Source organism: Pseudomonas sp. TE24901, assembly GCF_054058375.1.
The window spans coordinates 231,164-255,715 of the sequence record NZ_JBSSAF010000004.1 but is presented as its reverse complement, the minus strand read 5'-3'; the positions used below and the strand labels follow the sequence as shown (position 1 = coordinate 255,715).

The following is a 24,552-nucleotide window of genomic DNA, read 5'->3' as shown; positions in this document are numbered from 1 at the left end:
TATGGGCGTTATAGAGAGGCGTTTTTCATGCCCAAGTGACGCAGTCATGGTCGTCCATATGGATTAGAAACGTGAGATGGGTATCGGTTAGCCAGAATGGGTAGCCGGTTGTTTCACCCAAGAGAGATGTAACGTCTAGCGCACTACCGACTTGCCAGCCTCTGTATTTTGAGTCGCATACCAACAGAATTAGATTGTTTTCGCTAAAGAGTGCTTTTTAAAAGTCCTCATCATTGCCTCTGATGTAAACATTTGGGTTGATCAATGAAATGTCCTTAGAGTTGAATTCGATTAAAGAGTGTTTGTTGGCGGCTTTAAAGTGAAGTTGGCCATCTTTTTTTGTTATTTCTACTGCGAAAGTATCTCTGTTTGGTATGTTGAGTATTTTTAGATCGCTAATTTCATAGCAGTCAATGCCGAGCCTGCAGGCGTTGTAGCCCTTGTCTTTCCATTTTTCCGGTAGGACGTCCGGGAACTCAGGTATGTCAAATCCAATTCCCAGCCTCGGTCGGTCATTGTCTATTTGTAGCGATAATAGAAAAATTTCACCTATCTCGACAGGTTGACTGAAGATTTTTTCAAAAAATATAGTGTTCTCTATTTCATTCCAATATTTCATTATTTCCCTCTAAAGTAATATTTTGTTTTTGTGCCGATAACTTTTCCGTTTCGGGTTGCTCAATAGGTGTTAAGTGGAAGTGTGTCCTTTGGTCTTCAACTTAGTTTCCAGCAACAGAGGCATGTCTGCGGCGTGGTTGACTGAGTTCAATGCGCGCGAATAGCAGGCGACCGCCTGTTGGTGATACTCCGATATGCTTTGATGAACGCCATTCAGCTCATGCTCTATTAGGGCAATGTGGGAAGCGTCGGTCATGCGCGATGCCTCCATATGGGAGAGGCGTCTGAGGCAGCCCTGCCCATCAGGGCACTAACGAAAAAAATCATCTGCAATCCTTCGCACTGTTTGATCAGGCGAAGGACTTTGCAGAGGTTTATAAGGGAAAGAAGTCGGCGTTATTCGCCAGGAATGCTAGGAAGATTCGCGAAAGCCTCGGGTAAACCGAGGCGTTGGTGTAAGGGATGGATTACAGGTTAAAAAGCCTTACAGCTTCAATTGCCCAATCGCTTTACTCAATTCCCCAGCCAACGTTGCCAGCTCATTACTGGTCGTCGCCGAGTCCACGGTCTGCTGCACGGTATTCTCGGTGACATCACGGATGCTCACCACCGCGCGGTTCATCTCTTCGGCGACGTGGCTCTGCTGTTCGGCGGCGACGGCGATCTGGGTATTGCTTTCACGCATCTGCGCGACCGCTCCGGTGATTTCGGCGAGTGCGGCGCCGGCTTCCTGGGCTTGCTGTACGCAATCGTCGGCCTTGAACGAGCTTTCCTGCATGAAGTCCACGGCATCGCGGGTGCCGGCTTGCAAGGCCGAGACCATGCGGGTGATTTCGTCGGTGGAGCTTTGCACGCGCTTGGCCAGGTTGCGCACTTCGTCGGCGACCACCGCAAAACCACGACCCATTTCCCCAGCGCGGGCAGCTTCGATGGCGGCGTTGAGGGCGAGCAGGTTGGTCTGCTCGGCGATGCTGTGGATCACCCCGACCACGCCGTTGATCTTCTGGCTGTCTTCGGCCAGTTTCTGGATCATTTCGGCGGTCTGCTGCACACCGGTGGACAGGCCGGCAATCGAGCGTTGTACGCGGGTGACCACCTCCTGGCCGCTGCCGGCAAGGGTGTCGGCGGTCTGGGACAGGTCGCGGGTGGCGCCGGCGTGTTGGGCGATATGGTAGACGGTGGCCGTCATCTCGTTGATCGCGGTGGCGGCCTGGTCGGTTTCGCTTTGCTGGCCGAGCATGCCGTGCTGCACCTCGTTCATGCTGCTGGCCAGGCGTGCGGCGCCGTCGTCGAGTTGCTGGGCTGTGCGCGCCACGGTGCTGACTACCCGCTGGTAGCCGGCCTGCATGGCATTGAACGCGGTGGCCATCTGGCCGACCTCATCCTTGCACGCCAAGGGTACACGCGCCGACAAGTCGCCGGTTTTCTCCACGTGCAGCATCACGTCCTTGAGCGTATTGAGCTGGCTGAGCAGGAAACGGATCAGCAGTTGTGAGGCGCCGAGCATCGCCAGCATCAGGATCGCAACGGCGACGGCGTAATTGGCAAAACGATCACTGAACACCTGGCTCAGGCTGGGCGCGTAGGCCAGCACGGCGAGATTCTGGCCGTCTGCACGGTTGATCACTTCAGCACCCAGCAGCGGATTTTCACCCAGCAACGGCATGGGGTTGAGCTCGACCCAGCCGCTGGCGCTGCTCAGGGCTGACAGATCTTGATCGGCCAGGTGTGGGGTTTGGCCACGAGTAAACGTCAGCCAGTGTTCGCTTTTGGGGAGCGCTTTTTCGGTCGGCCAGGCAGCGAGCAATCGCCCTTGAGCCTGCGCCGAGGCCTGGGACGCATCGCTGCGTGCCTGTTGTTCGAGCTGCACTGCGTACAACACCAGCAGCAATGTGGTGATGAAAGCGACCGCGTTCACGGCCCAGAATTTGTATTTCAGCGAGATATTGCTAAGCCAGGCACCCATGGAAGGTTTTCTCTGATAGCGGAAACAGCATTGGCAAGGTGCCATTATTGTGCCGCTACTCAGGAAGCCGGTTTTGACATGGGTCAATGCGCCGCATCAATCCACGCTGGGCAGCCCAAAAAAGCGGCGGGCGCAGGCGGTGCTGTGCTGGGCCAGGTCTTCCACGCTTTCGTGGCGATGCAGAGCCACTTCGCGCAGTACTTCCACCAGATACGCCGGTTCGTTACGGCCGTTTTTCGGCTTGGGACGCAGGGTGCGCGGCAGCAGGTAAGGGGCATCGCTTTCCAGCATCAGGCGGCCCCGGGGAATTTCCCTGACCAGGGGGTGTAGGTGCGTCCCACGGCGTTCGTCGCAGATCCAACCGGTGATGCCGATATGCAAGTCGAGGTCGAGGTAGCTGAACAGCGCCTGTTGTTCCCCCGTGAAGCAATGCACCACGGCGCCGGTGAGGTGGTCGCGATAGTCCTTGAGGATCTCCAGCAGGCGCTGATTGGCATCGCGCTCATGGAGAAACACCGGCAGCTTCAGCTCGACGGCCAGGGCCAGGTGTTCTTCAAGGACTTTTTCCTGTTGAGGGCGTGGGGAAAAATCACGGTTGAAATCCAGCCCGCATTCGCCCACTGCCCGCACACGAGGTTCGCTGAGCAAACCGCGCAAACGTTGGGCGCTGTCGCCGTTCCAATCGCTGGCGGAATGAGGGTGGATACCGGCCGTACTGAACAGGCGCTGGCCGCTTTCGTCGAGTTTCACGCTCAGTTCCAGGGCCTGTTCGCTGCCATCGACACTGGTGCCGGTGAGCACCAATTGTTGCACGCCGGCAGCATAGGCACGCTCGAGAACAGCCTGGTGCCTCTCGTCGAAACTGGGGTTGGTCAGGTTGACGCCGATATCAATGAGTTGCATGGTGCTACCTCCGCCTGCGGTCGGAAAGCATATCAGAGCTGTAGATTTATAAGAAAATCGAAGAACTACAACGAGTTATAGCTGTCTTTGAACGTCGCAAGTGACATTGCGTTTGGCTGACTGCCTTACCTGTGCCACCGTTGCGCGCCTTGCCAGCGCATAAAGCGCTCTGTTTCTGACACCCAGCGTCTCGTTTTTCGCGAGGGCGTTGGCCAGTATTCTTTCCGGAGAGCGGATGATCCGACCCTCGGCGTTGCTTATGTTGTGCCTGACGTTATCGCTGCCCATGGTGGCGGTCGCGCGTCTGGACGGGCCGCTGGAAGTGACCAAGCCCGGCAAGGTGCGGGACCTGGCGCAAATCCGCTCCAGCCGCACTCTACGCGTGCTGGTCAACCAGAGCCGCAACAGCTCCGGTGAAATCCAGGGCCAGGCCATTGGTATCGAATACCACCGCCTGCGTGCGTTCGAGCAATACCTGAACGGCCACGCCCGTGATGGCGAAGAAATTTCCCTCAAGATCATTCCCAAGGCCAAGGATCAACTGCTGGGTGCGTTGGCCCGTGGTGAAGGCGACCTGGTAGCCCCCGGTGAGTTGCTGGATGTGAAGGCGGCGCACAAGATCAGCACCAGTGACCCGATCGCCAGCGATGTGCCCTTGTGGTTGGTGGGCGTCAAGGGGGAACGCCGGTTCACCAAGCTCGAGCAACTTTCCGGGCGTACCCTGGCGCTGACCACCGGCAGTGCGGCTGCGGACGCAATCAGCCAGGTCAACCAGAAGCTGGCCCTGCACAAGCAGCCGCCGGTAAAGGTGGAATGGGTCGACCCGACGCTGGCCGTTGAAGACGTGCTGGAGATGGTACAGGCCGGAATCTTTCACCTCACCATTGTCGAAAAACCGATAGCCGAGCGCTGGTCGAAGATCCTGCCCAAGCTGCGCTTTGACCGGCAGGTGGCGATCAGCGAGCCGGGCGACGAGTATTGGTTTGTCCGCCAGGACGCTTCGATGCTGCGGGCCAGCATCGACCGCTTCCTCAAGACGTATCGAACGCCGTCCGACCAGGATGTGGCCTTTCAACGCATCTACCGTCGTCTCTACCAGGTCCGCAACCCCTTGGCCCGGGCCGACCGCCAGCGCCTGGAAAAATTGCGCCCGGTCCTGCAGAAGCATGCCCGCGAGCAGGGCATGGACTGGCTGAACCTGGCGGCGCTGGCCTTCAAGGAGTCGGCGTTTGACCCGGGGGCGCGTAACAGTGGCGGACCGACCGGCCTGATGCAGATCACGCCGTCCGCAGCGCAGCGGGTAGGGGTCAACAATATCGAGAGTCTCGACAGTAATGTGCAGGCCGGTGCGCGCTACCTGGCGATGATTCGACGCAAGTTCTTTGCCAGTCCCAAGCTGAACGAGCGTGAGCGCATGGCGTTTGTACTCGCCGCCTACAACATGGGGCCAGAGCGCGTGCAGGGTATGCGCGCAGAAGCCCGGCGCCGAGGGCTGAACCCCAATCAGTGGTTCTTCCAGGTCGAGCGTATTGCCATGGAGCAAGTGGGGATGGGCGGCGTCAGCTATGTTAATAGCGTGAACAAGTACTACTTGGCGTTTGATCGGGAGCGGGAGTCCCTGGAGCCGCCAGCGCCGAAAGTCGCCTCACGCAAGTGATCTAATTTGTCGATATGAATTAGGCATTTTTTCGGCTTTTATCATTGTTTAATCTGATTAATATAGCGGCCAACCCAACCCTACTTTGAAAAGGATTATCCCCATGAGCCCACTGATCAAAAGCATCCTGTCCACTCGCGCTGGCTATGGCCTGACGATTCTGCGCATTTTTGTCGGCATCATCTTCGCCGCCCACGGTTCGCAAAAACTCTTCGGCTGGTTCGGAGGCTACGGCCTCGCAGGGACTGCGCAGTGGATGGAAAGCATCGGCCTGGCGCCCGGTACCCTGATGGCGGTGTTGTCCGGTGGTACGGAGTTCTTTGCTGGCCTGGCATTGATCATTGGTCTGCTGGCTCGCCCTGCGGCGTTGGGTCTGACCATCCTGTCGGTGGTGGCGATCTTCTCTGTGCATATTCATAACGGCCTGTTCATGGCCAACAACGGCTATGAATTCGCCCTGGCCTTGCTTGGCGGCTCGCTGGCGGTATTGCTGGAAGGGGCGGGCAAGTTGTCTGCGGACCGTGCCATCAGCCACTGACACCTGCAGAAAAACCTGAAAAAGCCCGCCATGAGCGGGCTTTTTCGTCTCTCGGGATTCTTGACACTGGCCCACCGGCTTCTCTAGGATGCTGCTCATGCGCCGATTTAAACAGCTAATTGCGGGGCGCCAGCGGGACTCAATGCAGTCCTGACAGAAGCATGCACTCACCCCGAGGCAGGTTTCGAAATACCGCTAAAGCGCTGGTTCGGTGTTGCCTCTCACCTGCCCGCAGACTTTTGAGGCAGAGACACGACACGATGAATGCACTACGCCCCCTGATACGCCTGGCCCCGATCACCGCGGACCTGACTCAACGCAATCCTAAAATCCTGCTGGGTGGCAAGCACCAGCCGACGCTGTTGCGTTACCTGGACGGCTGGCCGCGTCGCAGCGGACGCCCTTCGGCCTTCCTGATCCAATTTGTGGAAGCGGGTGATTCTCTGGCCCGGTTTGCCAACAACAGCTTTGACCTGGCTGTGATCCAGGCCCCCAGCGCCTATGCGGCAGACGAAGTGATTGGACACTTGGTGCGCATCGCGCGCCAGGGGCTGATTGCCCGTCGCTGAGGGGTCAGTCAAAAGCCACGGGTGGCAAAGTGCGGTGACGGTTCTGGTACAGGAGCAGCGCCCAGGCAATCAGGCACAGCACCAGCGGCACGGCCGCGATCAGTACCAGCTTGATGATGAATTTCAGGCGCTGCAGTTCGGCGTAGGCCTCGACCTTCAAACCGTGCAATTCCATGGGCAAACGCAGCCGTTCTTTGTTGAGTGCTTGCAGTCGGGTGCTGATGTCAACCGACTGGGGAGTGAGCGTCACGGCTTGCGGGTGCAGCGTCTGCCACTCCCGTTCCGTTCGCTCAAGGCTTAGTTCCAGCTCACCCGCCTTTTCTCGGTAGTGTTGTTCAGCGGCCGCCCCCATGGCTTTCAACACGTGCAGTGTGTGGCCTGTCATTGATCGGGGGCGGATATCGGCAAGCGCTTCGGGAGCGGCCAGGTTGTCCAGTATATTGAGGGCAAACCTTATGTTGTCGTTGTTGCCTGGGTCATTCAGGGCGTCACTGAGCATGTCGGCGTCAGCCACGACGACGGCATGAATCTGCGAAGCTTTCTGCAATCCGGCAGGCAGTCCGCCGATACCGTCCGTGAATGCAGAGTAGGCCGGCCCCTCGATACGCGCGGCGATCACTGCGCGCTGGGCTTCGGGAGAGGCTTTATCGGCGGGCACGCTAATCCCAGCGATCACCCATCGGGATTGCGCTGAACCCTGGAGCAGCGGAGTGAAGCGGGTGCGGACTTTCTCGGCGCGCGCGAGTGCGCCAACGCTCGACATTGTCAGCGCGTTGACCCTTCCACTGCTGATGTCGTTGGCGTTTGTCGCTTCGCGAGGCAGCGCCAACAGGCCTTGGGGGATGGTATAGGTAGTGTCGACGAGTATCCCGTCCGTCTGCAGATGCACGCCCCAGCCAGCCAGCATTGAGCCGAACCTGGTCGGTGCGCCGCTTGACGGTTCGGTAAACACCACTATTTTGCCGCCGCCCAATACAAACTGATCGATCGCATACAGGGCCCGATCAGGCAGTTTTTCCGGATGGATGACCATCAACGTCTTGATGCCTTGAGGCATGCGCTCAAGGTGCGGCGCCAACTCCATGACATTGAAATGTCCCCTCAATTGCGTCAGCAGGCGCCCAGCGGATTTATTGATGGATACCCCTGAGAGCAGACCCACCGACCTGGGGTCGGGGTTTGACAGGTTTTGCAGCAAGTGGCCGATTTCATACTCGAGCAATGCTTCGCGATCACTGCTGAAGGCTTCGATACGTTGCGCGTTCTGGCCGGCGCGGGTGCCGATAAGCCCGAATAAACCGTACTGGTCGTCAAGGCCGAACAACCCTGCCTTGTAGGCATCTTCTGAAAAAGGAGCGGGGTGAATGATGTGCAGATTGATCCTGCCCGACGCCGCTTTTTCGTATTCCTTGAGCAGGTCCTCCACTCGCAGGCCAAAGCGTTTCTCAATGCTGTTTCGTTTGGGGTGCAGTTGATCGTTGAAAAAATACAAATCCACCGGACCCTCGAGCGTTGCTGCCAATTGGTGTGCGGCAGGCGACAACGTGTAAAGTTTTTGCTGTGAAAAGTCCCACCGAATATTCGGAATCTTACCTATCCACACTAAGTTGAACGCCAGAAACAGCAATAGGATGACGATCAGTGTGATACCTGAGCGAAGAGCGGAATGCATAGCGTGCTTTCCTTGTCAGCGGTTTTTAGCGTTAAGCGTGACAGTCGCCGCAAATAGAAAGGCCAAGATCATGCTGATGAAATACAAAGTGTCATGCAGGGTAAGTTTTCCATAGCCGACAGTGCCAAAGCGTAATAGGGAGTCCAGGGTAGCCAGGCTATCGATCAACCAGATGGGGGCCTGATGTTCAAGTGCGTCCAGGATCGAAGAAAGCGCGCAGGCCACAAGTAACAGGCAGATCGTCAATATGAAGATAACGGTTCTACGATGGGTCAAGGTGCAGATGAAACAGCCTACCGACAGATAACTCCCGGCCAATAGCCAACTGACCATGTATTGCGAAAAAATAACGGTGTTGTCCGCAGTGCCCAGCAAGTTGGCAGCTATTACGACAGGGAATGTCAGTGATAAGGCGATTGCGCTGATTACCCAGCCTGCCAGGAACTTTCCGATGACGTGCTCTGCCGGTGTAATGGGCAAGGCTTGCATCAACTCGAAAAAGCCGCGGTTGCACTCATCGGCCCATAACTGCATCGACAGTGCGGGTATCAACCACAGGTAAAGCCAGGGGTGAAACCGGAAGAAGGCCTGTAAATCGTTGCTTTCCTGTTCCAGCCACTGGTTTGTCAGTAGGCCCAACGCAGCAGATAAAGCCAGGAAAACCGCGACATGCAGGTAGGTGCCTGGCACGCAGGCATAACGGATGAGTTGATGCTTGAAAATGACGGATACCTGTTTCAAAGCGGGCTTCCTTGACTCAGGTGATTAACGACATCGCTCAGGCGCCCGGGCTCCAGGCTGACCGCTGTTATGTTCCATCCCCGGCTGGCGATAAGTGCATTGATGGGTGGATAGATGGCATGCCCAGGCATGGCGAGCACGGTGACCGTACCCGGCGCGAGTCGGTTTTCTTCGATACCCGCGACGCCGGGTAGAACCGCCAGGGCCAACAGGTCAAGCGGGGTGTCACAGGCCAGGGTGATGGCTTGGGAGTGGCGAGAGTTGCGTTGCAACTGGGCCAGCGGCGCGTCGGCAACCAGGTGCCCGTCTGCGAGTACCAGGGCGCGGGTGCAGAGATTGGCCAGTTCGTCGCCATGGCGAGAGGTGACAATGACTGCCATTTCTTCGGCCAGGGATCGGATAAGCGTCATCAGCTTGAGTTGTTGGGTCGGCGTCAGTCCTGCGGTTGGCTCGTCAAGCAGCAACACCCTGGGATCGTGGAGGATGGCCTGGGCAATGGCCACCTTGCGTTTCAAGCCGAACGAAAGCGTGTTGATGGGGTAATCGAATACCGGCCATAACGCCAGGCGTGACGCTGCCATGTCTACGCGTCTGCGATGTTCCGCGCCCCTGAACCCGTGCACAGAGGCGATGAAGTTTAGAAAACCGTTGACTGACAGGGTGCAATGACAGAGGCCTTTATCAAGTTGGTAGCCAATCTGTTTCTTGGCTTGAACGGGATGGGAGCCGATATTGAATCTTTCGATTTTTATATGGCCGGTGGTGGGCTTCATGACCCCCGCCATCAAGTTCAGGAGTGTGGTTTTCCCCGCGCCACTACTGCCCAGCAGGCCTACACACTCTTGATGTTCAATGCAAAATGACAAGTCGCTGATTGCACGCTTCATACCCAGGGTTTTTGTCAGGTTGCTTATTTCTATCATTGTTCTACCAGGTGGGTGGGCTAGAGCATTTTAAGGGTGTAGGAAAAGTTGAAATATTGGTGATTTTCTCACGCGCAGTAGTGAGTGGTTTCGAATGAGAGTACGTTCAATTATTTGGCTTGAAAATGTACGTTGGCTTTTATAAGACAAGTCCTACGCTTGATTTGGATGTCGCTGAAACAATTGAATTGCTCTGATGTTTATGGCGTGTCGATGATTTATCTGCTGTTTATGTAATGTCGCCCTTTTTACAGTGAGGCCTGTTTGTCATGATGCTTCTACGTACTCTTGTTCTTGAACGTGGTGGTCAAGATGCCCCCGTCAACGGTGCTTTGCTCTGTGGGTTTGCGGTTGCCCAGACCCAGTCCAACTATCTTGCCTATAGCCTCGACGAGGAGTTGGAACCGGGCAGTTCCAGGGTTTACATCGCCATGCTGCGCAAGAAACTCGAGCGGTATTTTTTAAGTGGGGTGGACTCCCGGGAAGACCTGCAAGTCGCCATGCAGGTGTTTAAACACATTCTCATGGTGGCTGCCGGATCAGGAGGCAAAGCGGGAGGTGTCGAGCCGCCCGTCCCGTATCACTTTATTGATTTGAAAGGCTGCAAACTGCCACCGGCGAGGCCTGAAGATCATCATTCGGTGATCATCAAGAAAGCCTTGGTAATGAAAGTGGTGACGTTGGGCATGTCCGCTCCTGTGCTGCCGGCGATCGAGAGTGCTTCATTGATCGTGCCGTCCATTCGCTTCTCTTCACAAATGACCGCGGCCACCAAGGATGCAAGCCCGCCGGAATCCGCGCCGCAGCAACTTCCTGCGTTACCCACTGAAGAAGCGCCGCAGCCCGCCGACGTCGCAACCGCGCCGTTTGTAGAGCCGAAAAATATCGCGCAGATGGATCAAGCCGTGTTGGTTGAAGTCGACAGCACGCTGAGTAGCCTTGCTCGAGTTGCCCAGGAACTGACACAGCAGAAGCTTGCGATTACCGAGCGCGAGTCGATGCTGGAGCAGTGGCAGGCACGATTGCAGCAGGAGCAATCGCAGGTTGAGAACGGCGCACGTGAGCAGGAGCAACGCGCAGCTGAATTGGATGCTCAAGCCTTGGCGATCAACCAGAAGGCTCAGGAACTGGCGCGAATGACGACACAGTTATCGCAACTGCAACTGAGCCTACGAAGTGTGCTGGGTGAACTGGATCAGTCTCTGCAGGCTTGAGGCGGCTCGGAACTGTTCAGCGGCCTGGCTACTTTCCTCGGTTCATTTATCATCAACCCCAGCCCGCCGACGCCAGGGCAAGAAGCCCTGGCGGATCGGCACCGTTGGACTTTGCCTGGGGATGCACGCGTTTGAGTACCAAGCTGATTACCAAAGAAGGTCATGAAGCGCTGAAAAAAGAGCTGGATTACCTGTGGCGCGAAAAACGCCCGGACACCACCCGCAAGGTGACTTGGGCAGCCTCCCTGGGGGATCGCAGTGAAAACGCCGATTACCAGTACAACAAGAAGCTGCTGCGCGAGATTGATCGGCGTGTGCGCTACCTGCGCAAACGCCTGGAAGACATGCGGGTCGTGGAGTACATGCCCGAGCAGGAGGGCAAGGTGTTTTTCGGCGCCTGGGTCGATATCGAAAACGAGGCGGGTGACACCAAGCGCTTTCGCATCGTCGGGTATGACGAGATTTATGATCGGATGGATTACATCTCCATCGACTCGCCCATGGCCAGGGCCTTGCTGCGCAAGGAGGTGGACGATGAGGCCATTGTGCAGACCCCCGGCGGCGAGGTGTGCTGGTGGATCACCGGTATCGAGTATGTGAAGTAACCCTTGATGGCCCGCGCACTGAAGAGTGCGCGGGCCATCATCGTTTCAACCTTCGCGCAGCACCGTCAGCGGGCTGGCATTCAACGCTCGGCGTGTGCCGAATACACCGGCCCCCCCGATCAGCACCGCTCCGATGACCGGCAACAGCAATAGCCACGGGTGAGGGTGCCAGGCCAGGTCAAAGGCGTAGCGGTACAACACCAGCGTCACCAGTTCAGTGCCCAGTGCGGCCAGCAGGCCGCTGACCGCACCCAGCAAACCGAACTCGATGCGCCGCGCCTTGACCAGCAGCTTGCGTTCGGCGCCCAGTGCCCGTAGCAGCGCACCCTGGCGGATCCGTTCGTCCAGGGTGGCCTGCAAGCCGGAGAACAGCACGGCCATCCCGGCGGCCAACACAAACAGCAGCACATACTCCACCGCCAGGGTCACCTGGGCGAGGATGCTGCGCAGTTGTTCCAGCAGTGCCTCGACCTGCAGGATGGTTACCGCCGGGAAGGCCCTGGAGAGGTCGACGATCTGTTGGTCGTGGCCTGGCGCCAGGTAGAAGCTGGTGAGGTAAGTGGCCGGCAGGTCCTTCAAGGTGCCCGGCTGGAAAATCATGAAGAAGTTGGGCTGGAAGTTGTCCCAGTTGATGGTACGCAGGCTGGTCACCCGCGCTTCGCGGTTTTCCCCGCCCACGGTGAAGACCAGGTGGTCGTCGAGCTTGAGCTTGAGGCTCTCGGCGACCTTGGCCTCCACCGACACACCAGGTATTTCATCGCCCGGCTGCTGCGACCACCAGGAACCGGCTGTCACGACGTTGCCCGGTGGCAGGTCGGCGGCCCAGGTCAGGCTCAAATCGCGTTGCACCGCACGATCGCCGCTGGAGTCCTTGCTGACGATCTGCTGTACCGGCTCGCCATTGATGCTGATCAGCCGGCCCGGCACCACTGGATACAGTGGCGCCGATTGCGCTTGCACCTCCAGCAGGCGGGCGCCAAAGGCGTCCTTGTCGGCCGGCAGGATGTTCAGGGCGAAATAGTTGGGCGCGTCCTTGGGCAACTGGTTCTGCCAAGTGTCGAGCAGTTCGTCGCGCAATAAGGCAATCAACCCCATGGACAGCAGGATCAGGCCAAACGCCAGGGATTGGCCTGCCGCTGCCAGTGGGTGGCGCAGCAATTGGCCAAGCCCCAGGCGCCACGGCAAGGAGGCGCGCGCCAGCAGCCGTCGCAGGCTTTGCAACAGCAGCAGGAGCAAGCCGCCGAGAATCAGCGCGGCGATGACACCACCGCCCAGTAGGGCGAAGGTCAACACCAAGTCGAGGCTCAGGCGCCACATGATCAGGCCCAGGGCGAACAATGCCGCACCGTAGACCATCCAGGTGCTGGACGGGATTGGCAGCAGGTCGCGGCGCAACACCCGCAACGGTGGCACGCGGCCCAGCGCGGCCAGTGGCGGCAGCGCGAAGCCGGCGAGGGCGACCAGCCCGGTGCCGATGCCCGCGACGGCGGGCAGCAGCCCACCCGGTGGCACATCGGCTGGCAGCAGATCGTGCAGGAAATAGAACAGGCCAAATTGTGCCAGCCAGCCCAGCAGTGCGCCGGCGAGGCTTGCCAGCAGGCCCAGCACGGCCAGTTGCACGCTGAACAACAGCATGGCTTCGCGCCGTGACAGCCCGAGGCAGCGTAGCAAGGCACTGGCATCGAAGCGTCGGCTGGCGAAGCGGTTGGCGGACAATGCCACGGCCACCCCAGCCAGCAGCACTGCGACCAGGCTGGCCATGTTCAGGTAGCGTTCGGCCTTGCCCAGGGCGCCGCCGATCTGTTGGTTGCCGTCGCGTGAATCCTGCAGGCGCTGGTTGGCGGCAAGCCCTGGCTTGACCAGGTCGCGGTAAGTTTGCAGTGCTGTACTGCCCTGAGGTGCGCGCCACAGTTCGCGGTAGCTCACGCGGCTACCCGGCTGGACCACGCCGGTGGCGTCCAGGTCCGACAGGTTGATCATCACCCGTGGCGTGAGACTGTAGAAGTTGCCGGCTCGGTCGGGTTCGTAGGTGAGGATACGGGCCAGGCGCAGGGTCTTCATGCCGACATCAATGCTGTCGCCGACCTTCAGGTTCAGCGCCGTCAGCAGTCGTGCTTCCACCCAGGCTTCGCCGGGCTTTGGGCCGCCGCCAGGCGTTTCGGCCCCATAGGGTTCGGCGGCGCTTTTCAGTTCTCCACGCAGCGGGTACTGCTCGTTGACGGCCTTGATGCTCGACAGCTGAATGCCGCTGTCGGCAGCGATCACACTGGAGAACTCGACGATGCGTGCGTGATCCAGGCCCAGCTCGGTCCCGGATTTGATTTGCTCGGGGCGAGCGGGCGAGCTGCCTTCCAGCACCAGGTCGGCCCCCAGGAACTCGGTGGCGCGCAACAGCATGGCGCCGTTGAGGCGAGCCCCGAAGTAACCGATGGCAGTGCTGGCGGCCACAGCCACCAGCAAGGCGAAAAACAGCACGCGCAATTCACCGGCGCGGGCGTCGCGCAGCAATTGGCGCATGGCAAGGCTGAACAGGCGCAACAGCGGCAAACGTGCCATCAAGGCTCCAGGGGCGCGACCATCAGGCCGGCTTCAAGGCGGATCAGGCGTCGGCAACGGTGGGCCAGGCGCTCGTCGTGGGTGACCAGCACCAGGGTCGTGCCGCTCTCTTTATTGAGTTCGAACAGCAGGTCGCTGATGCGCTCGCCGGTGTGGCTGTCGAGGTTGCCGGTGGGTTCATCGGCAAACAGCACGTCCGGTTCGGCAGCAAACGCCCGCGCAATCGCCACCCGTTGTTGCTCTCCACCGGAAAGCTGGCGCGGCGAGTGGGTCAGGCGTTGCCCCAGGCCCACGCGCTCAAGCAGGTGCCGGGCGCGCTCGCGGGCGTCCGGGCGGCCGTCCAGCTCCAGCGGCAGCATGACGTTTTCCAGGGCGTTGAGGCTGTCGAGTAACTGGAAGGATTGAAAGACGAAGCCGACGTGCTCGGCACGGATGCGCGCGCGCTGGTCCTCATCGAGGGTACTCAAGGCCTGGCCGGCGAGGGTGACTTCGCCGCTGCTGGGCAGGTCGAGGCCGGCCAGCAGGCCGAGGAGGGTGGATTTGCCGGAACCGGAACTGCCGACGATGGCCAGGCTGTCGCCCTTGTTCAGTTCCAGGCTCAGTTCGTGCAGGATAGTCAGTTCACCTTCCGCGCTGGGAACCACTTTGCTAAGGTTCCGCGCGGTGAGAATGCTTGCGCCCATGGAGAATCCGATGCGAATGTGGTTTTTGAGTGCTGGCCTGGCCTTGATGTGCATGGCCCAGAACGCAGCGGCGGGTACAGTCCTGATCGTTGGCGATAGTATCAGTGCCGGTTTCGGCCTGGATACCAGCAAAGGGTGGGTTGCACTGCTGGAGCAACGGCTCAAACAGGAAGGTTTCGACGATAAAGTGGTCAATGCTTCCATCAGCGGTGACACCAGTGCCGGAGGCCTGGCGCGGCTGCCGGCGGCACTTGCAGAGCATAAACCCGAAGTCGTGATCATCGAGCTGGGCGGCAACGATGGCCTGCGTGGTCAGCCACCGGCGCAATTGCAACAAAATCTTGCTTCGATGATTGATCGCTCCAAAGCCATCGGCGCCAAGGTGTTGTTGCTGGGGATGCAGTTGCCACCCAATTACGGCCCGCGCTACACCCACGCGTTTGCCGAAGTCTATGGCACCCTGGCAACGGAGAAAGACGTGCCGCTGGTGCCGTTTTTCCTGGACGGCATCGGTGGCCATCCGGAGTTGATGCAGGCCGATGGGCTGCACCCCGCCGTCGGTGCTCAGGGCAAGTTGCTGGAAAATGTATGGCCGTCGCTAAAACCGCTGCTATGACGCTTTTCTACCGGCAGGCTTTCGGCTAAGGTGGCGCCCCCCCGATCTGGAGCCCCCGATGTCGCGTCCTGCCTGGTCCCTGTTCAACTACCAACTGATCGAGCCTGACGAGCAGTTGGATCTGTTCGCCTGCCAGGAAGTCCGGGTGCATCTGGTCGCGCGTCAACTGGAGCTGGGTGGCTCGATTGACCGCACGCTCTGCGGGACGTTGCTGCCGGCCCAGCCGCGCTGGTCATCGGTGGATCGCTCGATCTTCCAGGACCAGCGCCTGTGCCCCCTGTGCCGGGCGATTCTCGAGTCCCAGAAGCGCGGCACGCCGCCGATCTGGCCGGAGCTGCGCTTCGAGCTGTAACGCCGCCTGCGGGGTGCTTGAAGCTCGCTTCGCGTATACAATCAACTTTTCCCTACCCGTCGTTCTGCGAAGGATTTTCCGGATGTTGTCGCGCCTTTCCGTCGTTACCTGCTGCCTGTCTCTTGCTGCCCTTTGCGCCGCAGGTTCGGCAGCAGCCTTGCAGTTGCCTTTGCCGCCGCCAGGTGAAGATATCGTCGGTCAGGTCCAGGTGATCAAGGCCAAGTACGAAGATACCTTTGCCGACCTTGGCACCACCTATGACCTGGGTTATTCGGAGATGGTCGCGGCCAACCCAGGCGTGGATGCCTGGTTGCCCGGCGCGGGCACCGAGATCGTGCTGCCGACCCGCTTCATCCTGCCGCCCGGCCCGCGCGAGGGCATCGTGATCAACCTGGCGGAGTACCGGCTCTACTACTTCCCCAAAGGGCAGAACGTGGTCTACACCTTCCCGTTGGGCATTGGCCGTGAGGGTTGGGGTTCGCCGATCGCCCACACCAGCATCATCGCGAAGACCCCCAACCCGACCTGGACGCCACCGGCTTCGATCAAGGCCGAGCACGCCGCCAATGGCGATCCGCTGCCCAACGTGGTGCCTGCCGGTCCGGACAACCCGCTGGGCCCGTTCAAGTTCACCCTGGGCACGCCGGGCTACCTGATCCACGGCTCCAACATGAAATTTGGTATCGGCACGCGTACAAGCCACGGCTGCTTCCGCATGTTCAACAACAATGTGCTGGAAATGGCAGGCATGGTGCCGGTCGGTACATCGGTGCGCATCATCAACGATGCGTACAAGTTCGGCAGCAGTGGTGGCAAGGTGTATCTGGAAGCGCATACGCCGCTGAATGATGATGGCACGCCGTCGGTGGTCGACAAGCACACGGCCGTCATCAACGCACTGCTCAAGCGTGAAGACCTGGCCAATAACCTGCGGGTCAACTGGGACCAGGTGCGTGATGTGGTCGCGGCGGAAGAAGGGTTGCCCACGGAAATCGGTGTGCCGGGCGCAGCTTCGGTCGCCGCCAGCGCACCGATCGACCTGCAGCAGTAACGCTGTTCGATCAACAGCCCGCTACGGCGGGCTTTTTATTACCCGCGATCCAGGTACAAACGCGAGGCAATAAAAAAGCCGACCCATAAATGGATCGGCTTGATAACAACCCCGAGGGATTATTACTTGCGGCTAGCTTTTTCAAGCATGCGCAGAGCGCGCTCGTTAGCTTCGTCAGCAGTCTGTTGTGCTTTTTGAGCAGCAGCCAGAGCTTCATCAGCTTTACGGTAGGCTTCGTCTGCACGAGCCTGGGAGCGAGCTGCTGCGTCTTCAGTTGCAGTCAGACGAGCTTCGGTTTCTTTGGAGACGCTGCTGCAACCGGTAGCCAGAACTGCGGCCAGAGCCAGAGCAGAGAATTTCAGAACGTTGTTCATCGTGTTCCCCTTCAAGGACTTTCTATTAAGTGGCTACTTTCTCAGAGTGAGCTGATAGCCGGCGTACATACTACTCATTACTTGTAGTAAGTAAACTGACGTAGCGCAAGAAGCAAAAAAAATTCTTGCGCCGAATCTATTTTGGCTAATCTTTTGGAGGTTTGTATAAAAACCGTCCAATTTTTTTCATCTTGCCGGGAACTGGATCCAGCCTGAGAGGTCCGGCCGGCATGTGTTAAGCCCGGTAGGTAGGTGAAGATTTATATATCGACGCTGACACTTAGGGTTGGCTTGGCTTTACCTTGCCTGGCATCTTTTGCGCATGTAGAGGTGACTTTAAGAGCGGCAGTTCGTCTCAAGCTTCAACTGCCGGCAATGTTCAGGCTATCGGTCATCGATTGATCGGAGCCCTTTGTGTAACCTCCAGCGGCAGGGGATGACAAGCGCGCCTTGAGCTATTGCTGTAATGGTGCCTACTATTCCCTACGTGCTGGTTGTGAGCGCTATAGGTTTTCTCGTTGTCGAAACCGGCACGGGGTGGCGTAGATGTTCCTTCGCCGGAAAAACATCGGTAAGGTAGGGGTCGAAATACAAGACCCGCGAGGAGTAGTGATGAGCGAGGCGTTGTCCATCCACCATGACCAGGCTGGTCATCAGTTCGAGACCAATGTGGACGGTCATCGTGCCTATCTGACCTATATGGACCTCGGTAAACAGACCCTGGATATCTATCGGACCTTCGTGCCCAACGCACTGCGAGGCCGTGGCATTGCAGCGGCATTGACCGAGGAAGCCCTGAAGTTCGCCGAAGAGGCCGGCTACACGGTGATCCCTTCGTGCTCTTATGTCGAACGCTACATGGAGCGCCATCAGCGCCATGCTGCCAAGCTGTAAGGCTTGAGACAGCACCCTGAAAAACGCCGGGCATTGCCCGGCGTTTTTGTGTGCGCAGCGTGTACTCAGGTGCGTTTGCGCTTGGGCAGAACGTCCTTGAGCTTGGCGTGCATGCTGCGCAGGGTGTTTTCGGTGGCAGACCAGTCGATGCAGGCGTCGGTGATCGAGACACCGTACTGCAAGTCGGCCAGGTCTTTTGGAATCGCCTGGCAACCCCAGTTCAGGTGACTCTCGACCATCAGGCCGATAATCGACTGGTTGCCTTCCAGGATCTGGTTGGCGACGTTTTCCATCACCAGCGGTTGCAGGGCCGGGTCCTTGTTGGAGTTGGCATGGCTGCAGTCGACCATGATGTTCGGCTTGATCTTGGCCTTGTTCAACGCCTGCTCGCACAGCGCAACGCTGACCGAGTCATAGTTGGGCTTGCCGTTGCCGCCGCGCAGTACTACGTGGCCGTAGGCGTTACCTTTGGTCGTGACGATGGACACGCCACCTTCCTGGTTGATCCCCAGGAAACGGTGCGGGCTGGAGACCGACTGCAGGGCGTTGATCGCCACGGTCAGGCCGCCGTCGGTGCCGTTCTTGAAGCCCACGGCCGAGGACAGGCCGGACGCCATTTCACGGTGGGTCTGGGATTCGGTGGTACGGGCGCCAATGGCCGACCAACTGATCAGGTCCTGCAGGTACTGCGGGGAGATCGGGTCGAGGGCTTCGGTGGCGGTGGGCAGGCCCATCTCAGCCAGGTCCAGCAACAGTTGGCGACCGATGTGCAAGCCATCCTGGATCTTGAACGAGTCGTCCAGGTACGGGTCGTTGATCAAGCCTTTCCAGCCGACGGTGGTGCGCGGCTTTTCGAAATAGACGCGCATCACCAGGTACAAGGTGTCGGACACTTCTGCCGCCAGCACCTTGAGGCGCTCGGCGTATTCGTGGGCGGCCTTGAGGTCGTGGATCGAGCAAGGCCCGATGACGACGAACAGGCGGTGGTCGGTGCCGTCGAGAATGTCACGGATGACTTCGCGGCCCTTGGTGACGGTCTGCAGGGCAGCGTCGCTCAGGGGGATTTCGCGCTTGAGCTGATCGGGCGTGATCAGGGTCTCGTTGGATTCGACGTTTAGGTCATTGATCGGTAAATCAGCCATCGTGTTACTCGTCAGGGTCACGGGTGCCGGCCGCCAGCCATCCCCGTGCGGCGGAGCACAGCATGATTTGAATGCAGGGGGAAGGAACCTTAGCGCGTAACACGGGCCCGCGACAATGGGCAAAGCCCGCTTTAATCCAGCGCTGGCGCCACAAAGGCTTCGTGGGAGAACTCGCCGGCATGGCGCGAGACCCACTCCCGAGCCAGGGCTTCGAGTTGCTCGGGGGTGGGATCGGCGTCTTCATGCTGGCGGCAATAGCGCTCCATCCGGCATGCTTGCTCACCCATCCGCGCGCCGAACAGCGCATGCTCATCGGTAAACGACACGCCGACGCGGTAGCCGTTTTCCACCTTGCGGCACCACGCCACATAGCCTGGGTAGCGCGCGCTGGCGCCCAATGAGGGGATGTGCAGATCAACCGCCGTGCCTTCGCGCCAAGCACGTGGCCAGTGACAGGCGATACCGCCCAGGCCGATAGTGTGCAGGCGTTGGCGGGGGAGGGCAGGTGAGGGACGTTGGATTAACTCGACAGCGACATCATCAGGGTGAGGTAAAAAACGACCCATGTACACGGACTCCGAGCACCGTCCAATTGACGGCGGTGGCAGCAGTATAGTGAAGGAACTGGAATTGACCGACCTGGATATTGACCAGCAATTGCTGGGATTACCAGGTATTTCGCTCGTGGTGTTCACCAGTGCGGGGTGTTCCAGTTGCCGTTGGGCGCGCCGGCAATTGCCAGGCTGGCATTTGCCGGTGGATCGCGTGTGCTGGGTGGATGCCGGGCACAACGGCGGTGCAGTCGAACGCTACCAGATCTTTCATTTGCCCGCGTTGTTCCTCGTGTGCGAGGGTCAGTTCCTGGGGCAATTACAGACATGCCTTACGCCGTCCGACCTTACCGCCGCCCTGAACCAGGCACTCACCCGTACACCAGAGGATTTGCCATGACTGCAGTTGCACCCAAGTCACCCCGCATTGGCATCATCGGCACCGGCGCCATCGGTGGGTTCTATGGCTTGATGCTGGCGCGTGCCGGGTTCGACGTGCATTTTCTGTTGCGCAGCGAATATGCGGCGGTCAGCGAACACGGTTTGCATCTCAACAGCACCGTGCACGGGGCTCTGCATTTGCACCCGGTGCAAGCCTATGCCCACGCCGCCGACATGCCGCCATGCGACTGGCTGCTGGTAGGCACCAAGTCCACCGGCAATGTGGACCTGGCGCCGACCATCGCCCAGGTCGCGGCACCGGATGCCAAGGTGGTGCTGTTGCAAAATGGCCTGGATGTAGAAGACAGCCTGCGTGAGCACCTGCCGGCCTCGCTGCATCTACTGGGCGGTCTGTGCTACATCGGCGTGCACCGCTCCGGCCCTGGCGTCGTCGAGCATCAAGCGTCGGGCCGGGTCAATCTCGGCTATCACAGCGGCACGGCAGCCAATGATGAGCTCCGGCAGAAAGCCATTGTCGAAGAGGGCGCTGCGCTGTTTCACACGGCAGGCATCGAGTCCCAGGCCATGGCCAACGTGCATCAGGCACGCTGGCACAAGCTGGTGTGGAACGTGCCTTATAACGGTCTCTCTGTGTTACTGGGCACGGGCACGACCGCGATGATGGCGGATGAGTCCAGCCGCGAACTGATCCAGGCGCTGATGGCTGAAGTGGTACAAGGTGCCCACGCCTGTGGCCATGAAATACCTGCGAGCTACGCTGAGCAGATGTTCGCCATGACCGAGACCATGGATGACTACCTGCCGAGCATGTACCACGACCACGTGCACAAGCGCCCGCTGGAATTGGCCGCCATTTACGCGCGACCGCTGGCCGCCGCCAAGGCCGCCGGTTGCGAATTACCGCGCATGCAGGCGCTTTACCAGGCCTTGAGTTTTATTGATCGGCATAACCGCTGAGTCGGAGGGGGGCGCCATGGCGAAAGGATTGGGCGACAAGTTGGTGCTGGCGATTTCGTCACGGGCGTTGTTCGACCTCAGTGACAGCCACAAGGTCTACCTCGCGCAAGGCGTCGAGGCTTACCGCAAGTACCAGATCGATCACGAGGAGGAAACCCTCGAACCCGGTGACGCCTTCCCGCTGGTCAAGAAACTGCTCAGCCTCAATGCCAGCCTCGGCCGTGCCCGAGTCGAGGTGGTACTGGTGTCGCGCAACAGCGCCGACACCGGCCTGCGCGTGTTCAATTCGATCCAGCATTACGGCCTGGATATTTCCCGGGCGGCGTTCGTCGGCGGCCGCAGCCCCTATCCTTATCTCGCCGCCTTTGGTTGCCACCTGTTTCTTTCCACCCACGCTGAAGACGTGCGCAGTGCACTGGATGCCGGTTTTGCCGCGGCGACGATTCTCTCGGGCGGCGCACGCCGGGCCTCGAGCGAGGAACTGCGCATTGCGTTCGATGGCGATGCGGTGTTGTTTTCCGATGAGTCCGAGCGTGTCTACCAAGAGGGTGGGTTGGCCGCATTCCAGGCCAGCGAGCGGGAGTCGGCGCGCCAGCCTTTGCACGGCGGTCCGTTCAAAGGGTTCCTGGCAGCGCTCAACCTGTTGCAGCGTGAGTTCCCCGACGAGGCCTGCCCGATCCGTACTGCGCTGGTGACGGCGCGCTCGGCGCCGTCCCATGAGCGGGTGATTCGCACCTTGCGCGAATGGGATATTCGCCTGGACGAATCCTTGTTCCTGGGCGGGCTGGAAAAATCTGCATTTCTGGAGGCGTTTGCCGCCGATGTGTTTTTCGATGACCAGGCCGGTCATTGTGAGAAAGCCAGGGAGGTGGTTGCCACCGGGCATGTGCCCCACGGCATCAGCAACGAGCTCAAGCTCCAGTCGCCAAGCTAAGTCAGTCGAACTCGGCGAGGCGCTGCTAAGCTCATTTCATCTCCGCCATCCTGGCCTTCCAGGGGGTTCTATGATCCGTTCGATGCTGTACGCCACAGACCTGGGTCTGTATGCGCCTTATGTCATGCAACATGCCCTGGCGCTGGCGCGAACGTTCAAGGCGGATTTGTACGTGATTCATGTGGTGGAGCCGATCGGACTGTTCGCCGAATCGGTGTTGCAGAGCTACCTTGATGAGAAGGCCTTGAGTGAATGGCAGACCCAGGGGCTGACCACGGTCATGGCGACAATCGAACAGCGGGTGCTGGACAGTTTTCGCGAGGAGTTGGGGGAGGGGGAGCAAGACTTGAAGCTGATCCGTTCGGTACGGGTGATCCAGGGGGATCCGTGCGAGGTGATTCTCGACCAACTGCGCAAACTTTCGGTCGACTTGCTGATCGTAGGTAGTCATAGCCATGCGACCGCTGCCGCTACACCGTTGGGGCGCACCGCCGCCCGGGTGTTGCAGTTGTCTACGGTGCCGGTGTACCTGGTGCCTTCGTTGCAGCGCCGGCGCAGCGACGATACATGAATGGTAATAAACGATAAAAAGTTCTAGATTTATCCATCTAACCTTTAATATAGTTATATACCGTCGCTGATACCCGTGGCGTCTATCTGCTTTGAGGGATACATATGAAGCTTCAACAACTGCGCTACATCTGGGAAGTGGCGCACCACGACCTCAACGTTTCCGCTACCGCTCAAAGCCTCTACACCTCGCAACCCGGTATCAGCAAGCAGATCCGCCTGCTCGAAGACGAGCTGGGTGTCGAAGTGTTCGCGCGCAGCGGCAAGCACCTGACCCGTGTCACCCCGGCCGGTGAACGCATCATCACCACCGCTGGCGAGATCCTGCGCAAAGTCGAAAGCATCAAGCAGATCGCCCAGGAATTCTCCAACGAGAAGAAAGGCACCCTGTCTATCGCCACCACCCACACCCAGGCACGTTATGCGTTGCCGCCGGTGATCCGTGATTTCATCAAGCAGTACCCGGATGTGGCGCTGCACATGCACCAGGGTTCGCCGATGCAGATCGCCGAGATGGCCGCCGACGGCACCGTGGATTTCGCCATCGCCACTGAAGCCCTGGAGCTGTTTGGCGACCTGGTGATGATGCCGTGCTACCGCTGGAACCGTTGTGTTGTCGTGCCGCAAGGTCACCCATTGGCCAAGCTGCCGAAGCTGACCCTGGAAGCCTTGGCTGAATACCCGATCGTGACCTACGTGTTCGGTTTCACCGGCCGCTCCAAGCTCGACGAAGCCTTCAGCCATCGCGGCCTGACGCCCAAGGTGGTGTTCACGGCTGCCGACGCCGACGTGATCAAGACCTATGTGCGCCTGGGCCTGGGCGTGGGCATCGTCGCCAAGATGGCGGTCGACACCAACCTCGACAAAGACCTGGTGGTGCTCGATGCCAGTGAACTGTTCGAATCCAGCGTGACCAAGATCGGTTTCCGCCGTGGCACTTTCTTGCGTGGCTTCATGTGCGATTTCATCGAGAAATTCGCGCCGCACCTGACCCGTGAAGTCATGGCCAAGGCGATCCAGTGCCACAACAAGCAGGAACTGGAAGAACTGTTCGATGGCGTGGAACTGCCCGTCCACTGATAACACCTTGTAGGAGCCGGCTTGCCGGCGATGACGATGGCATGGCGGGCAAATAAATCGCCGGTCACACCGCCATCGCCGGCAAGCCGGCTCCTACAGGGGGATCATTATTTGGCCTCGGTAATCGCAAAGAACTGCCGGGCGCCCGCCACCAGAATCTCGACCTCATCCCCTTCGAACTTGCCCAGCAGGCCTTTGCCCAGGGGCGAGCGCGGGGTGATGACGGTCACCGGTTGCCCCACTACGTCCACTTTCAAACCCGCAGCATCGGGGGCCAGGAACAGCCACTGCTGGCGACCGTTCTCGTCCTCGAGGCCCAGCAGTGCGCCGATTTCGATTCCCCGCTGATCATCGTACGCGCGCAGTTGCAGGTTCTGGCACAGCGTCAGTGCCTGCTTGATCTCTTCGACGCGCCTGGCCTGTCCGGCTGCGAGATAGGAGGCTTCCAATCCCAGCGTGTCGTACTTGTTTTCCGCGATGTTTTCTTCGTGGGTCGCGGTTTCGTAGGCGGTCTGCGCGGCGCGTTGGGCGATATCGAGATCGATGCTGAGCTTTTCCAGGATCAACTGGAGGACGGCGTGTTTATTCATGGTCATCAATCGCAGAATTGCAGGACATTGGCTCGGGTCTTTTCGTTGGGGGCGTTCTGGTCCTGTTGCAGCCAGAACTGGCATTTGGGGTTGGACAGGTTGCGCGCATTGCTACGGGCCTGGTCCAGGGCTTGCTGTTGTTCCTGCTTCTGCAGGTTCTGTTGATACTGCTCGAACATGCGGTTCGGCGGCTCGGCTGGCGCAACCGCCGGCTTGCCCAATTGCTGCACTGCCTGGGCCACCGGTGCCAGGCTTTGCGGGAACAGGTAGCGAGACGCCAGCCAGGTGCTGAGCACGATGGCGACAAACCCCAACCAGACGCCAAACGCGATAGCGACACTGAGCTTGAACAGCGACAACGGACGATCAGACATGACGGCCTCCTGGCAGGCAT

Annotated in this window: 28 protein-coding genes; 14 read left to right on the top strand and 14 right to left on the bottom strand. The window is 59.2% G+C overall.

All coding sequences use genetic code 11. From position 1 onward, the window contains the following. Nucleotides 1-217: 217 nt before the first annotated feature. The 4 genes from ACVWVP_RS09935 to ACVWVP_RS09920 all read right to left on the bottom strand — a co-directional run bounded on the left by ACVWVP_RS09935 (nucleotide 218) and on the right by ACVWVP_RS09920 (nucleotide 3,487). On the bottom strand, nucleotides 218-619 hold the full coding sequence (locus tag ACVWVP_RS09935; RefSeq protein ID WP_457405512.1) for an Imm50 family immunity protein: 402 nt from the start codon (nucleotides 617-619) through the stop codon (nucleotides 218-220). Nucleotides 620-688: 69 nt separating this feature from the next. Continuing rightward, complete coding sequence (locus ACVWVP_RS09930; RefSeq protein ID WP_457405509.1) at nucleotides 689-874, bottom strand: hypothetical protein; 186 nt, start codon at nucleotides 872-874, stop codon at nucleotides 689-691. A gap of 228 nt (nucleotides 875-1,102) precedes the next feature. Continuing rightward, a complete protein-coding gene (locus ACVWVP_RS09925; RefSeq protein ID WP_259173343.1) occupies nucleotides 1,103-2,584 on the bottom strand; it encodes a methyl-accepting chemotaxis protein in 1,482 nt (493 codons plus the stop codon). Nucleotides 2,585-2,680: 96 nt separating this feature from the next. After that, nucleotides 2,681-3,487: a TatD family hydrolase gene (locus ACVWVP_RS09920; protein ID WP_457405506.1), complete on the bottom strand. Its 807-nt coding sequence runs from the start codon at nucleotides 3,485-3,487 to the stop codon at nucleotides 2,681-2,683. 235 nt (nucleotides 3,488-3,722) lie between these two features. Between ACVWVP_RS09920 and ACVWVP_RS09915 the strand changes: the two genes are divergently transcribed. The 3 genes from ACVWVP_RS09915 (at nucleotide 3,723) to ACVWVP_RS09905 (ending at nucleotide 6,251) form a co-directional block, all read left to right on the top strand. After that, entirely contained in the window at nucleotides 3,723-5,144 is a 1,422-nt protein-coding gene (locus tag ACVWVP_RS09915; protein ID WP_259173341.1) for an MltF family protein, read from the top strand. A 103-nt stretch (nucleotides 5,145-5,247) separates the two neighbouring features. Continuing rightward, entirely contained in the window at nucleotides 5,248-5,682 is a 435-nt protein-coding gene (locus ACVWVP_RS09910) for a DoxX family protein (RefSeq protein WP_178924956.1), read from the top strand. Nucleotides 5,683-5,942: 260 nt separating this feature from the next. Continuing rightward, the gene (locus ACVWVP_RS09905; protein ID WP_259173340.1) at nucleotides 5,943-6,251 is read left to right on the top strand and encodes a class I SAM-dependent methyltransferase; all 309 of its coding nucleotides are present in this window, start codon (nucleotides 5,943-5,945) and stop codon (nucleotides 6,249-6,251) included. Nucleotides 6,252-6,255: 4 nt separating this feature from the next. Here ACVWVP_RS09905 and ACVWVP_RS09900 read toward each other — a convergent pair whose 3' ends face one another. Genes ACVWVP_RS09900 through ACVWVP_RS09890 form a run of 3 tightly spaced genes read right to left on the bottom strand, consistent with a single transcriptional unit; the run spans nucleotide 6,256 to nucleotide 9,587 of the window. Beyond that, nucleotides 6,256-7,923 carry a Gldg family protein gene (locus ACVWVP_RS09900; RefSeq protein WP_457405502.1) on the bottom strand — a complete coding sequence of 556 codons (1,668 nt, stop codon included), beginning with the start codon at nucleotides 7,921-7,923 and terminating at the stop codon, nucleotides 6,256-6,258. Between the two features lie 15 nt (nucleotides 7,924-7,938). After that, nucleotides 7,939-8,664, bottom strand: coding sequence for an ABC-2 transporter permease (locus ACVWVP_RS09895; RefSeq protein WP_259173338.1), 726 nt, complete (start codon nucleotides 8,662-8,664; stop codon nucleotides 7,939-7,941). Then, on the bottom strand, nucleotides 8,661-9,587 hold the full coding sequence (locus ACVWVP_RS09890; RefSeq protein WP_457405501.1) for an ABC transporter ATP-binding protein: 927 nt from the start codon (nucleotides 9,585-9,587) through the stop codon (nucleotides 8,661-8,663). Before ACVWVP_RS09890 ends, ACVWVP_RS09895 begins: the two co-directional genes overlap by 4 nt. Nucleotides 9,588-9,856: 269 nt before the next feature. On the opposite strand from ACVWVP_RS09890, the gene ACVWVP_RS09885 reads away from it, so the two are divergent. Continuing rightward, nucleotides 9,857-10,801 (top strand): hypothetical protein, encoded by a 945-nt coding sequence (locus tag ACVWVP_RS09885; RefSeq protein WP_457405499.1) that lies wholly within the window; start codon nucleotides 9,857-9,859, stop codon nucleotides 10,799-10,801. A gap of 131 nt (nucleotides 10,802-10,932) precedes the next feature. Further along, the gene (gene greB, locus ACVWVP_RS09880; protein WP_178924966.1) at nucleotides 10,933-11,406 is read left to right on the top strand and encodes a transcription elongation factor GreB; all 474 of its coding nucleotides are present in this window, start codon (nucleotides 10,933-10,935) and stop codon (nucleotides 11,404-11,406) included. A 45-nt stretch (nucleotides 11,407-11,451) separates the two neighbouring features. On the opposite strand, the gene ACVWVP_RS09875 is transcribed toward greB, so the two are convergent. Further along, nucleotides 11,452-13,962, bottom strand: coding sequence for an ABC transporter permease (locus ACVWVP_RS09875; protein WP_457405497.1), 2,511 nt, complete (start codon nucleotides 13,960-13,962; stop codon nucleotides 11,452-11,454). Continuing rightward, on the bottom strand, nucleotides 13,962-14,645 hold the full coding sequence (locus ACVWVP_RS09870; RefSeq protein ID WP_259173328.1) for an ABC transporter ATP-binding protein: 684 nt from the start codon (nucleotides 14,643-14,645) through the stop codon (nucleotides 13,962-13,964). The genes ACVWVP_RS09875 and ACVWVP_RS09870 overlap by 1 nt, the downstream gene beginning before the upstream one ends. Nucleotides 14,646-14,655: 10 nt before the next feature. On the opposite strand from ACVWVP_RS09870, the gene ACVWVP_RS09865 reads away from it, so the two are divergent. The 3 genes from ACVWVP_RS09865 to ACVWVP_RS09855 all read left to right on the top strand — a co-directional run bounded on the left by ACVWVP_RS09865 (nucleotide 14,656) and on the right by ACVWVP_RS09855 (nucleotide 16,664). After that, nucleotides 14,656-15,261 carry an arylesterase gene (locus ACVWVP_RS09865; protein WP_178924972.1) on the top strand — a complete coding sequence of 202 codons (606 nt, stop codon included), beginning with the start codon at nucleotides 14,656-14,658 and terminating at the stop codon, nucleotides 15,259-15,261. Nucleotides 15,262-15,319: 58 nt separating this feature from the next. After that, on the top strand, nucleotides 15,320-15,613 hold the full coding sequence (locus ACVWVP_RS09860) for a hypothetical protein (protein WP_016972348.1): 294 nt from the start codon (nucleotides 15,320-15,322) through the stop codon (nucleotides 15,611-15,613). Nucleotides 15,614-15,695: 82 nt separating this feature from the next. Beyond that, nucleotides 15,696-16,664: a L,D-transpeptidase family protein gene (locus ACVWVP_RS09855; protein ID WP_457405494.1), complete on the top strand. Its 969-nt coding sequence runs from the start codon at nucleotides 15,696-15,698 to the stop codon at nucleotides 16,662-16,664. Nucleotides 16,665-16,786: 122 nt separating this feature from the next. Here the strand turns inward: ACVWVP_RS09855 and oprI are convergent, their stop codons facing one another. Continuing rightward, a complete protein-coding gene (gene oprI, locus ACVWVP_RS09850; RefSeq protein ID WP_003172710.1) occupies nucleotides 16,787-17,038 on the bottom strand; it encodes an outer membrane lipoprotei OprI in 252 nt (83 codons plus the stop codon). 612 nt (nucleotides 17,039-17,650) lie between these two features. On the opposite strand from oprI, the gene ACVWVP_RS09845 reads away from it, so the two are divergent. Next, complete coding sequence (locus ACVWVP_RS09845; RefSeq protein WP_003189869.1) at nucleotides 17,651-17,932, top strand: GNAT family N-acetyltransferase; 282 nt, start codon at nucleotides 17,651-17,653, stop codon at nucleotides 17,930-17,932. A gap of 65 nt (nucleotides 17,933-17,997) precedes the next feature. Here the strand turns inward: ACVWVP_RS09845 and ACVWVP_RS09840 are convergent, their stop codons facing one another. Together ACVWVP_RS09840 and ACVWVP_RS09835 are read right to left on the bottom strand one after the other, a co-directional pair. Beyond that, a complete protein-coding gene (locus tag ACVWVP_RS09840) occupies nucleotides 17,998-19,074 on the bottom strand; it encodes a 3-deoxy-7-phosphoheptulonate synthase (protein WP_010211874.1) in 1,077 nt (358 codons plus the stop codon). 131 nt (nucleotides 19,075-19,205) lie between these two features. Continuing rightward, on the bottom strand, nucleotides 19,206-19,640 hold the full coding sequence (locus ACVWVP_RS09835) for a PilZ domain-containing protein (RefSeq protein ID WP_178924974.1): 435 nt from the start codon (nucleotides 19,638-19,640) through the stop codon (nucleotides 19,206-19,208). Here ACVWVP_RS09835 and ACVWVP_RS09830 point away from each other — a divergent pair. The 5 genes from ACVWVP_RS09830 (at nucleotide 19,639) to cysB (ending at nucleotide 23,568) form a co-directional block, all read left to right on the top strand. Continuing rightward, complete coding sequence (locus tag ACVWVP_RS09830) at nucleotides 19,639-20,025, top strand: thioredoxin family protein (RefSeq protein ID WP_178924976.1); 387 nt, start codon at nucleotides 19,639-19,641, stop codon at nucleotides 20,023-20,025. The two genes, ACVWVP_RS09835 and ACVWVP_RS09830, sit on opposite strands and share 2 nt — an antisense overlap. Then, nucleotides 20,022-20,984, top strand: coding sequence for a putative 2-dehydropantoate 2-reductase (locus tag ACVWVP_RS09825; protein WP_457405491.1), 963 nt, complete (start codon nucleotides 20,022-20,024; stop codon nucleotides 20,982-20,984). The genes ACVWVP_RS09830 and ACVWVP_RS09825 overlap by 4 nt, the downstream gene beginning before the upstream one ends. 16 nt (nucleotides 20,985-21,000) lie before the next feature. Next, entirely contained in the window at nucleotides 21,001-21,918 is a 918-nt protein-coding gene (locus ACVWVP_RS09820) for a 5'-nucleotidase (protein ID WP_178924980.1), read from the top strand. 70 nt (nucleotides 21,919-21,988) lie between these two features. Further along, nucleotides 21,989-22,489, top strand: coding sequence for a universal stress protein (locus tag ACVWVP_RS09815; RefSeq protein ID WP_178924982.1), 501 nt, complete (start codon nucleotides 21,989-21,991; stop codon nucleotides 22,487-22,489). Nucleotides 22,490-22,593: 104 nt separating this feature from the next. Further along, nucleotides 22,594-23,568 (top strand): HTH-type transcriptional regulator CysB, encoded by a 975-nt coding sequence (cysB, locus tag ACVWVP_RS09810; protein ID WP_003189876.1) that lies wholly within the window; start codon nucleotides 22,594-22,596, stop codon nucleotides 23,566-23,568. Nucleotides 23,569-23,675: 107 nt separating this feature from the next. Here cysB and ACVWVP_RS09805 read toward each other — a convergent pair whose 3' ends face one another. Beyond that, complete coding sequence (locus tag ACVWVP_RS09805; RefSeq protein ID WP_178924984.1) at nucleotides 23,676-24,158, bottom strand: GreA/GreB family elongation factor; 483 nt, start codon at nucleotides 24,156-24,158, stop codon at nucleotides 23,676-23,678. Nucleotides 24,159-24,163: 5 nt separating this feature from the next. Next, complete coding sequence (locus ACVWVP_RS09800) at nucleotides 24,164-24,532, bottom strand: hypothetical protein (RefSeq protein WP_176998255.1); 369 nt, start codon at nucleotides 24,530-24,532, stop codon at nucleotides 24,164-24,166. Nucleotides 24,533-24,552 lie beyond the last annotated feature (20 nt).

Excerpts from the sequence above, each read along its gene's own strand:
- ACVWVP_RS09930 (WP_457405509.1), bottom strand. The coding sequence starts at position 874 with ATGACCGACGCTTCCCACATTGCCCTAATAGAGCATGAGCTGAATGGC.
- ACVWVP_RS09915 (WP_259173341.1), top strand. The coding sequence starts at position 3,723 with ATGATCCGACCCTCGGCGTTGCTTATGTTGTGCCTGACGTTATCGCTG.
- ACVWVP_RS09845 (WP_003189869.1), top strand. The coding sequence starts at position 17,651 with ATGAGCGAGGCGTTGTCCATCCACCATGACCAGGCTGGTCATCAGTTC.
- ACVWVP_RS09890 (WP_457405501.1), bottom strand. The coding sequence starts at position 9,587 with ATGATAGAAATAAGCAACCTGACAAAAACCCTGGGTATGAAGCGTGCA.
- ACVWVP_RS09920 (WP_457405506.1), bottom strand. The coding sequence starts at position 3,487 with ATGCAACTCATTGATATCGGCGTCAACCTGACCAACCCCAGTTTCGAC.
- ACVWVP_RS09900 (WP_457405502.1), bottom strand. The coding sequence starts at position 7,923 with ATGCATTCCGCTCTTCGCTCAGGTATCACACTGATCGTCATCCTATTG.
- ACVWVP_RS09820 (WP_178924980.1), top strand. The coding sequence starts at position 21,001 with ATGGCGAAAGGATTGGGCGACAAGTTGGTGCTGGCGATTTCGTCACGG.
- ACVWVP_RS09855 (WP_457405494.1), top strand. The coding sequence starts at position 15,696 with ATGTTGTCGCGCCTTTCCGTCGTTACCTGCTGCCTGTCTCTTGCTGCC.
- ACVWVP_RS09865 (WP_178924972.1), top strand. The coding sequence starts at position 14,656 with ATGCGAATGTGGTTTTTGAGTGCTGGCCTGGCCTTGATGTGCATGGCC.
- ACVWVP_RS09840 (WP_010211874.1), bottom strand. The coding sequence starts at position 19,074 with ATGGCTGATTTACCGATCAATGACCTAAACGTCGAATCCAACGAGACC.
- oprI (WP_003172710.1), bottom strand. The coding sequence starts at position 17,038 with ATGAACAACGTTCTGAAATTCTCTGCTCTGGCTCTGGCCGCAGTTCTG.
- ACVWVP_RS09935 (WP_457405512.1), bottom strand. The coding sequence starts at position 619 with ATGAAATATTGGAATGAAATAGAGAACACTATATTTTTTGAAAAAATC.
- cysB (WP_003189876.1), top strand. The coding sequence starts at position 22,594 with ATGAAGCTTCAACAACTGCGCTACATCTGGGAAGTGGCGCACCACGAC.
- ACVWVP_RS09825 (WP_457405491.1), top strand. The coding sequence starts at position 20,022 with ATGACTGCAGTTGCACCCAAGTCACCCCGCATTGGCATCATCGGCACC.
- ACVWVP_RS09805 (WP_178924984.1), bottom strand. The coding sequence starts at position 24,158 with ATGAATAAACACGCCGTCCTCCAGTTGATCCTGGAAAAGCTCAGCATC.
- ACVWVP_RS09875 (WP_457405497.1), bottom strand. The coding sequence starts at position 13,962 with ATGGCACGTTTGCCGCTGTTGCGCCTGTTCAGCCTTGCCATGCGCCAA.
- ACVWVP_RS09835 (WP_178924974.1), bottom strand. The coding sequence starts at position 19,640 with ATGGGTCGTTTTTTACCTCACCCTGATGATGTCGCTGTCGAGTTAATC.
- ACVWVP_RS09925 (WP_259173343.1), bottom strand. The coding sequence starts at position 2,584 with ATGGGTGCCTGGCTTAGCAATATCTCGCTGAAATACAAATTCTGGGCC.
- ACVWVP_RS09815 (WP_178924982.1), top strand. The coding sequence starts at position 21,989 with ATGATCCGTTCGATGCTGTACGCCACAGACCTGGGTCTGTATGCGCCT.
- ACVWVP_RS09800 (WP_176998255.1), bottom strand. The coding sequence starts at position 24,532 with ATGTCTGATCGTCCGTTGTCGCTGTTCAAGCTCAGTGTCGCTATCGCG.
- ACVWVP_RS09860 (WP_016972348.1), top strand. The coding sequence starts at position 15,320 with ATGTCGCGTCCTGCCTGGTCCCTGTTCAACTACCAACTGATCGAGCCT.
- ACVWVP_RS09885 (WP_457405499.1), top strand. The coding sequence starts at position 9,857 with ATGATGCTTCTACGTACTCTTGTTCTTGAACGTGGTGGTCAAGATGCC.
- ACVWVP_RS09830 (WP_178924976.1), top strand. The coding sequence starts at position 19,639 with ATGTACACGGACTCCGAGCACCGTCCAATTGACGGCGGTGGCAGCAGT.
- ACVWVP_RS09905 (WP_259173340.1), top strand. The coding sequence starts at position 5,943 with ATGAATGCACTACGCCCCCTGATACGCCTGGCCCCGATCACCGCGGAC.
- ACVWVP_RS09910 (WP_178924956.1), top strand. The coding sequence starts at position 5,248 with ATGAGCCCACTGATCAAAAGCATCCTGTCCACTCGCGCTGGCTATGGC.
- ACVWVP_RS09870 (WP_259173328.1), bottom strand. The coding sequence starts at position 14,645 with ATGGGCGCAAGCATTCTCACCGCGCGGAACCTTAGCAAAGTGGTTCCC.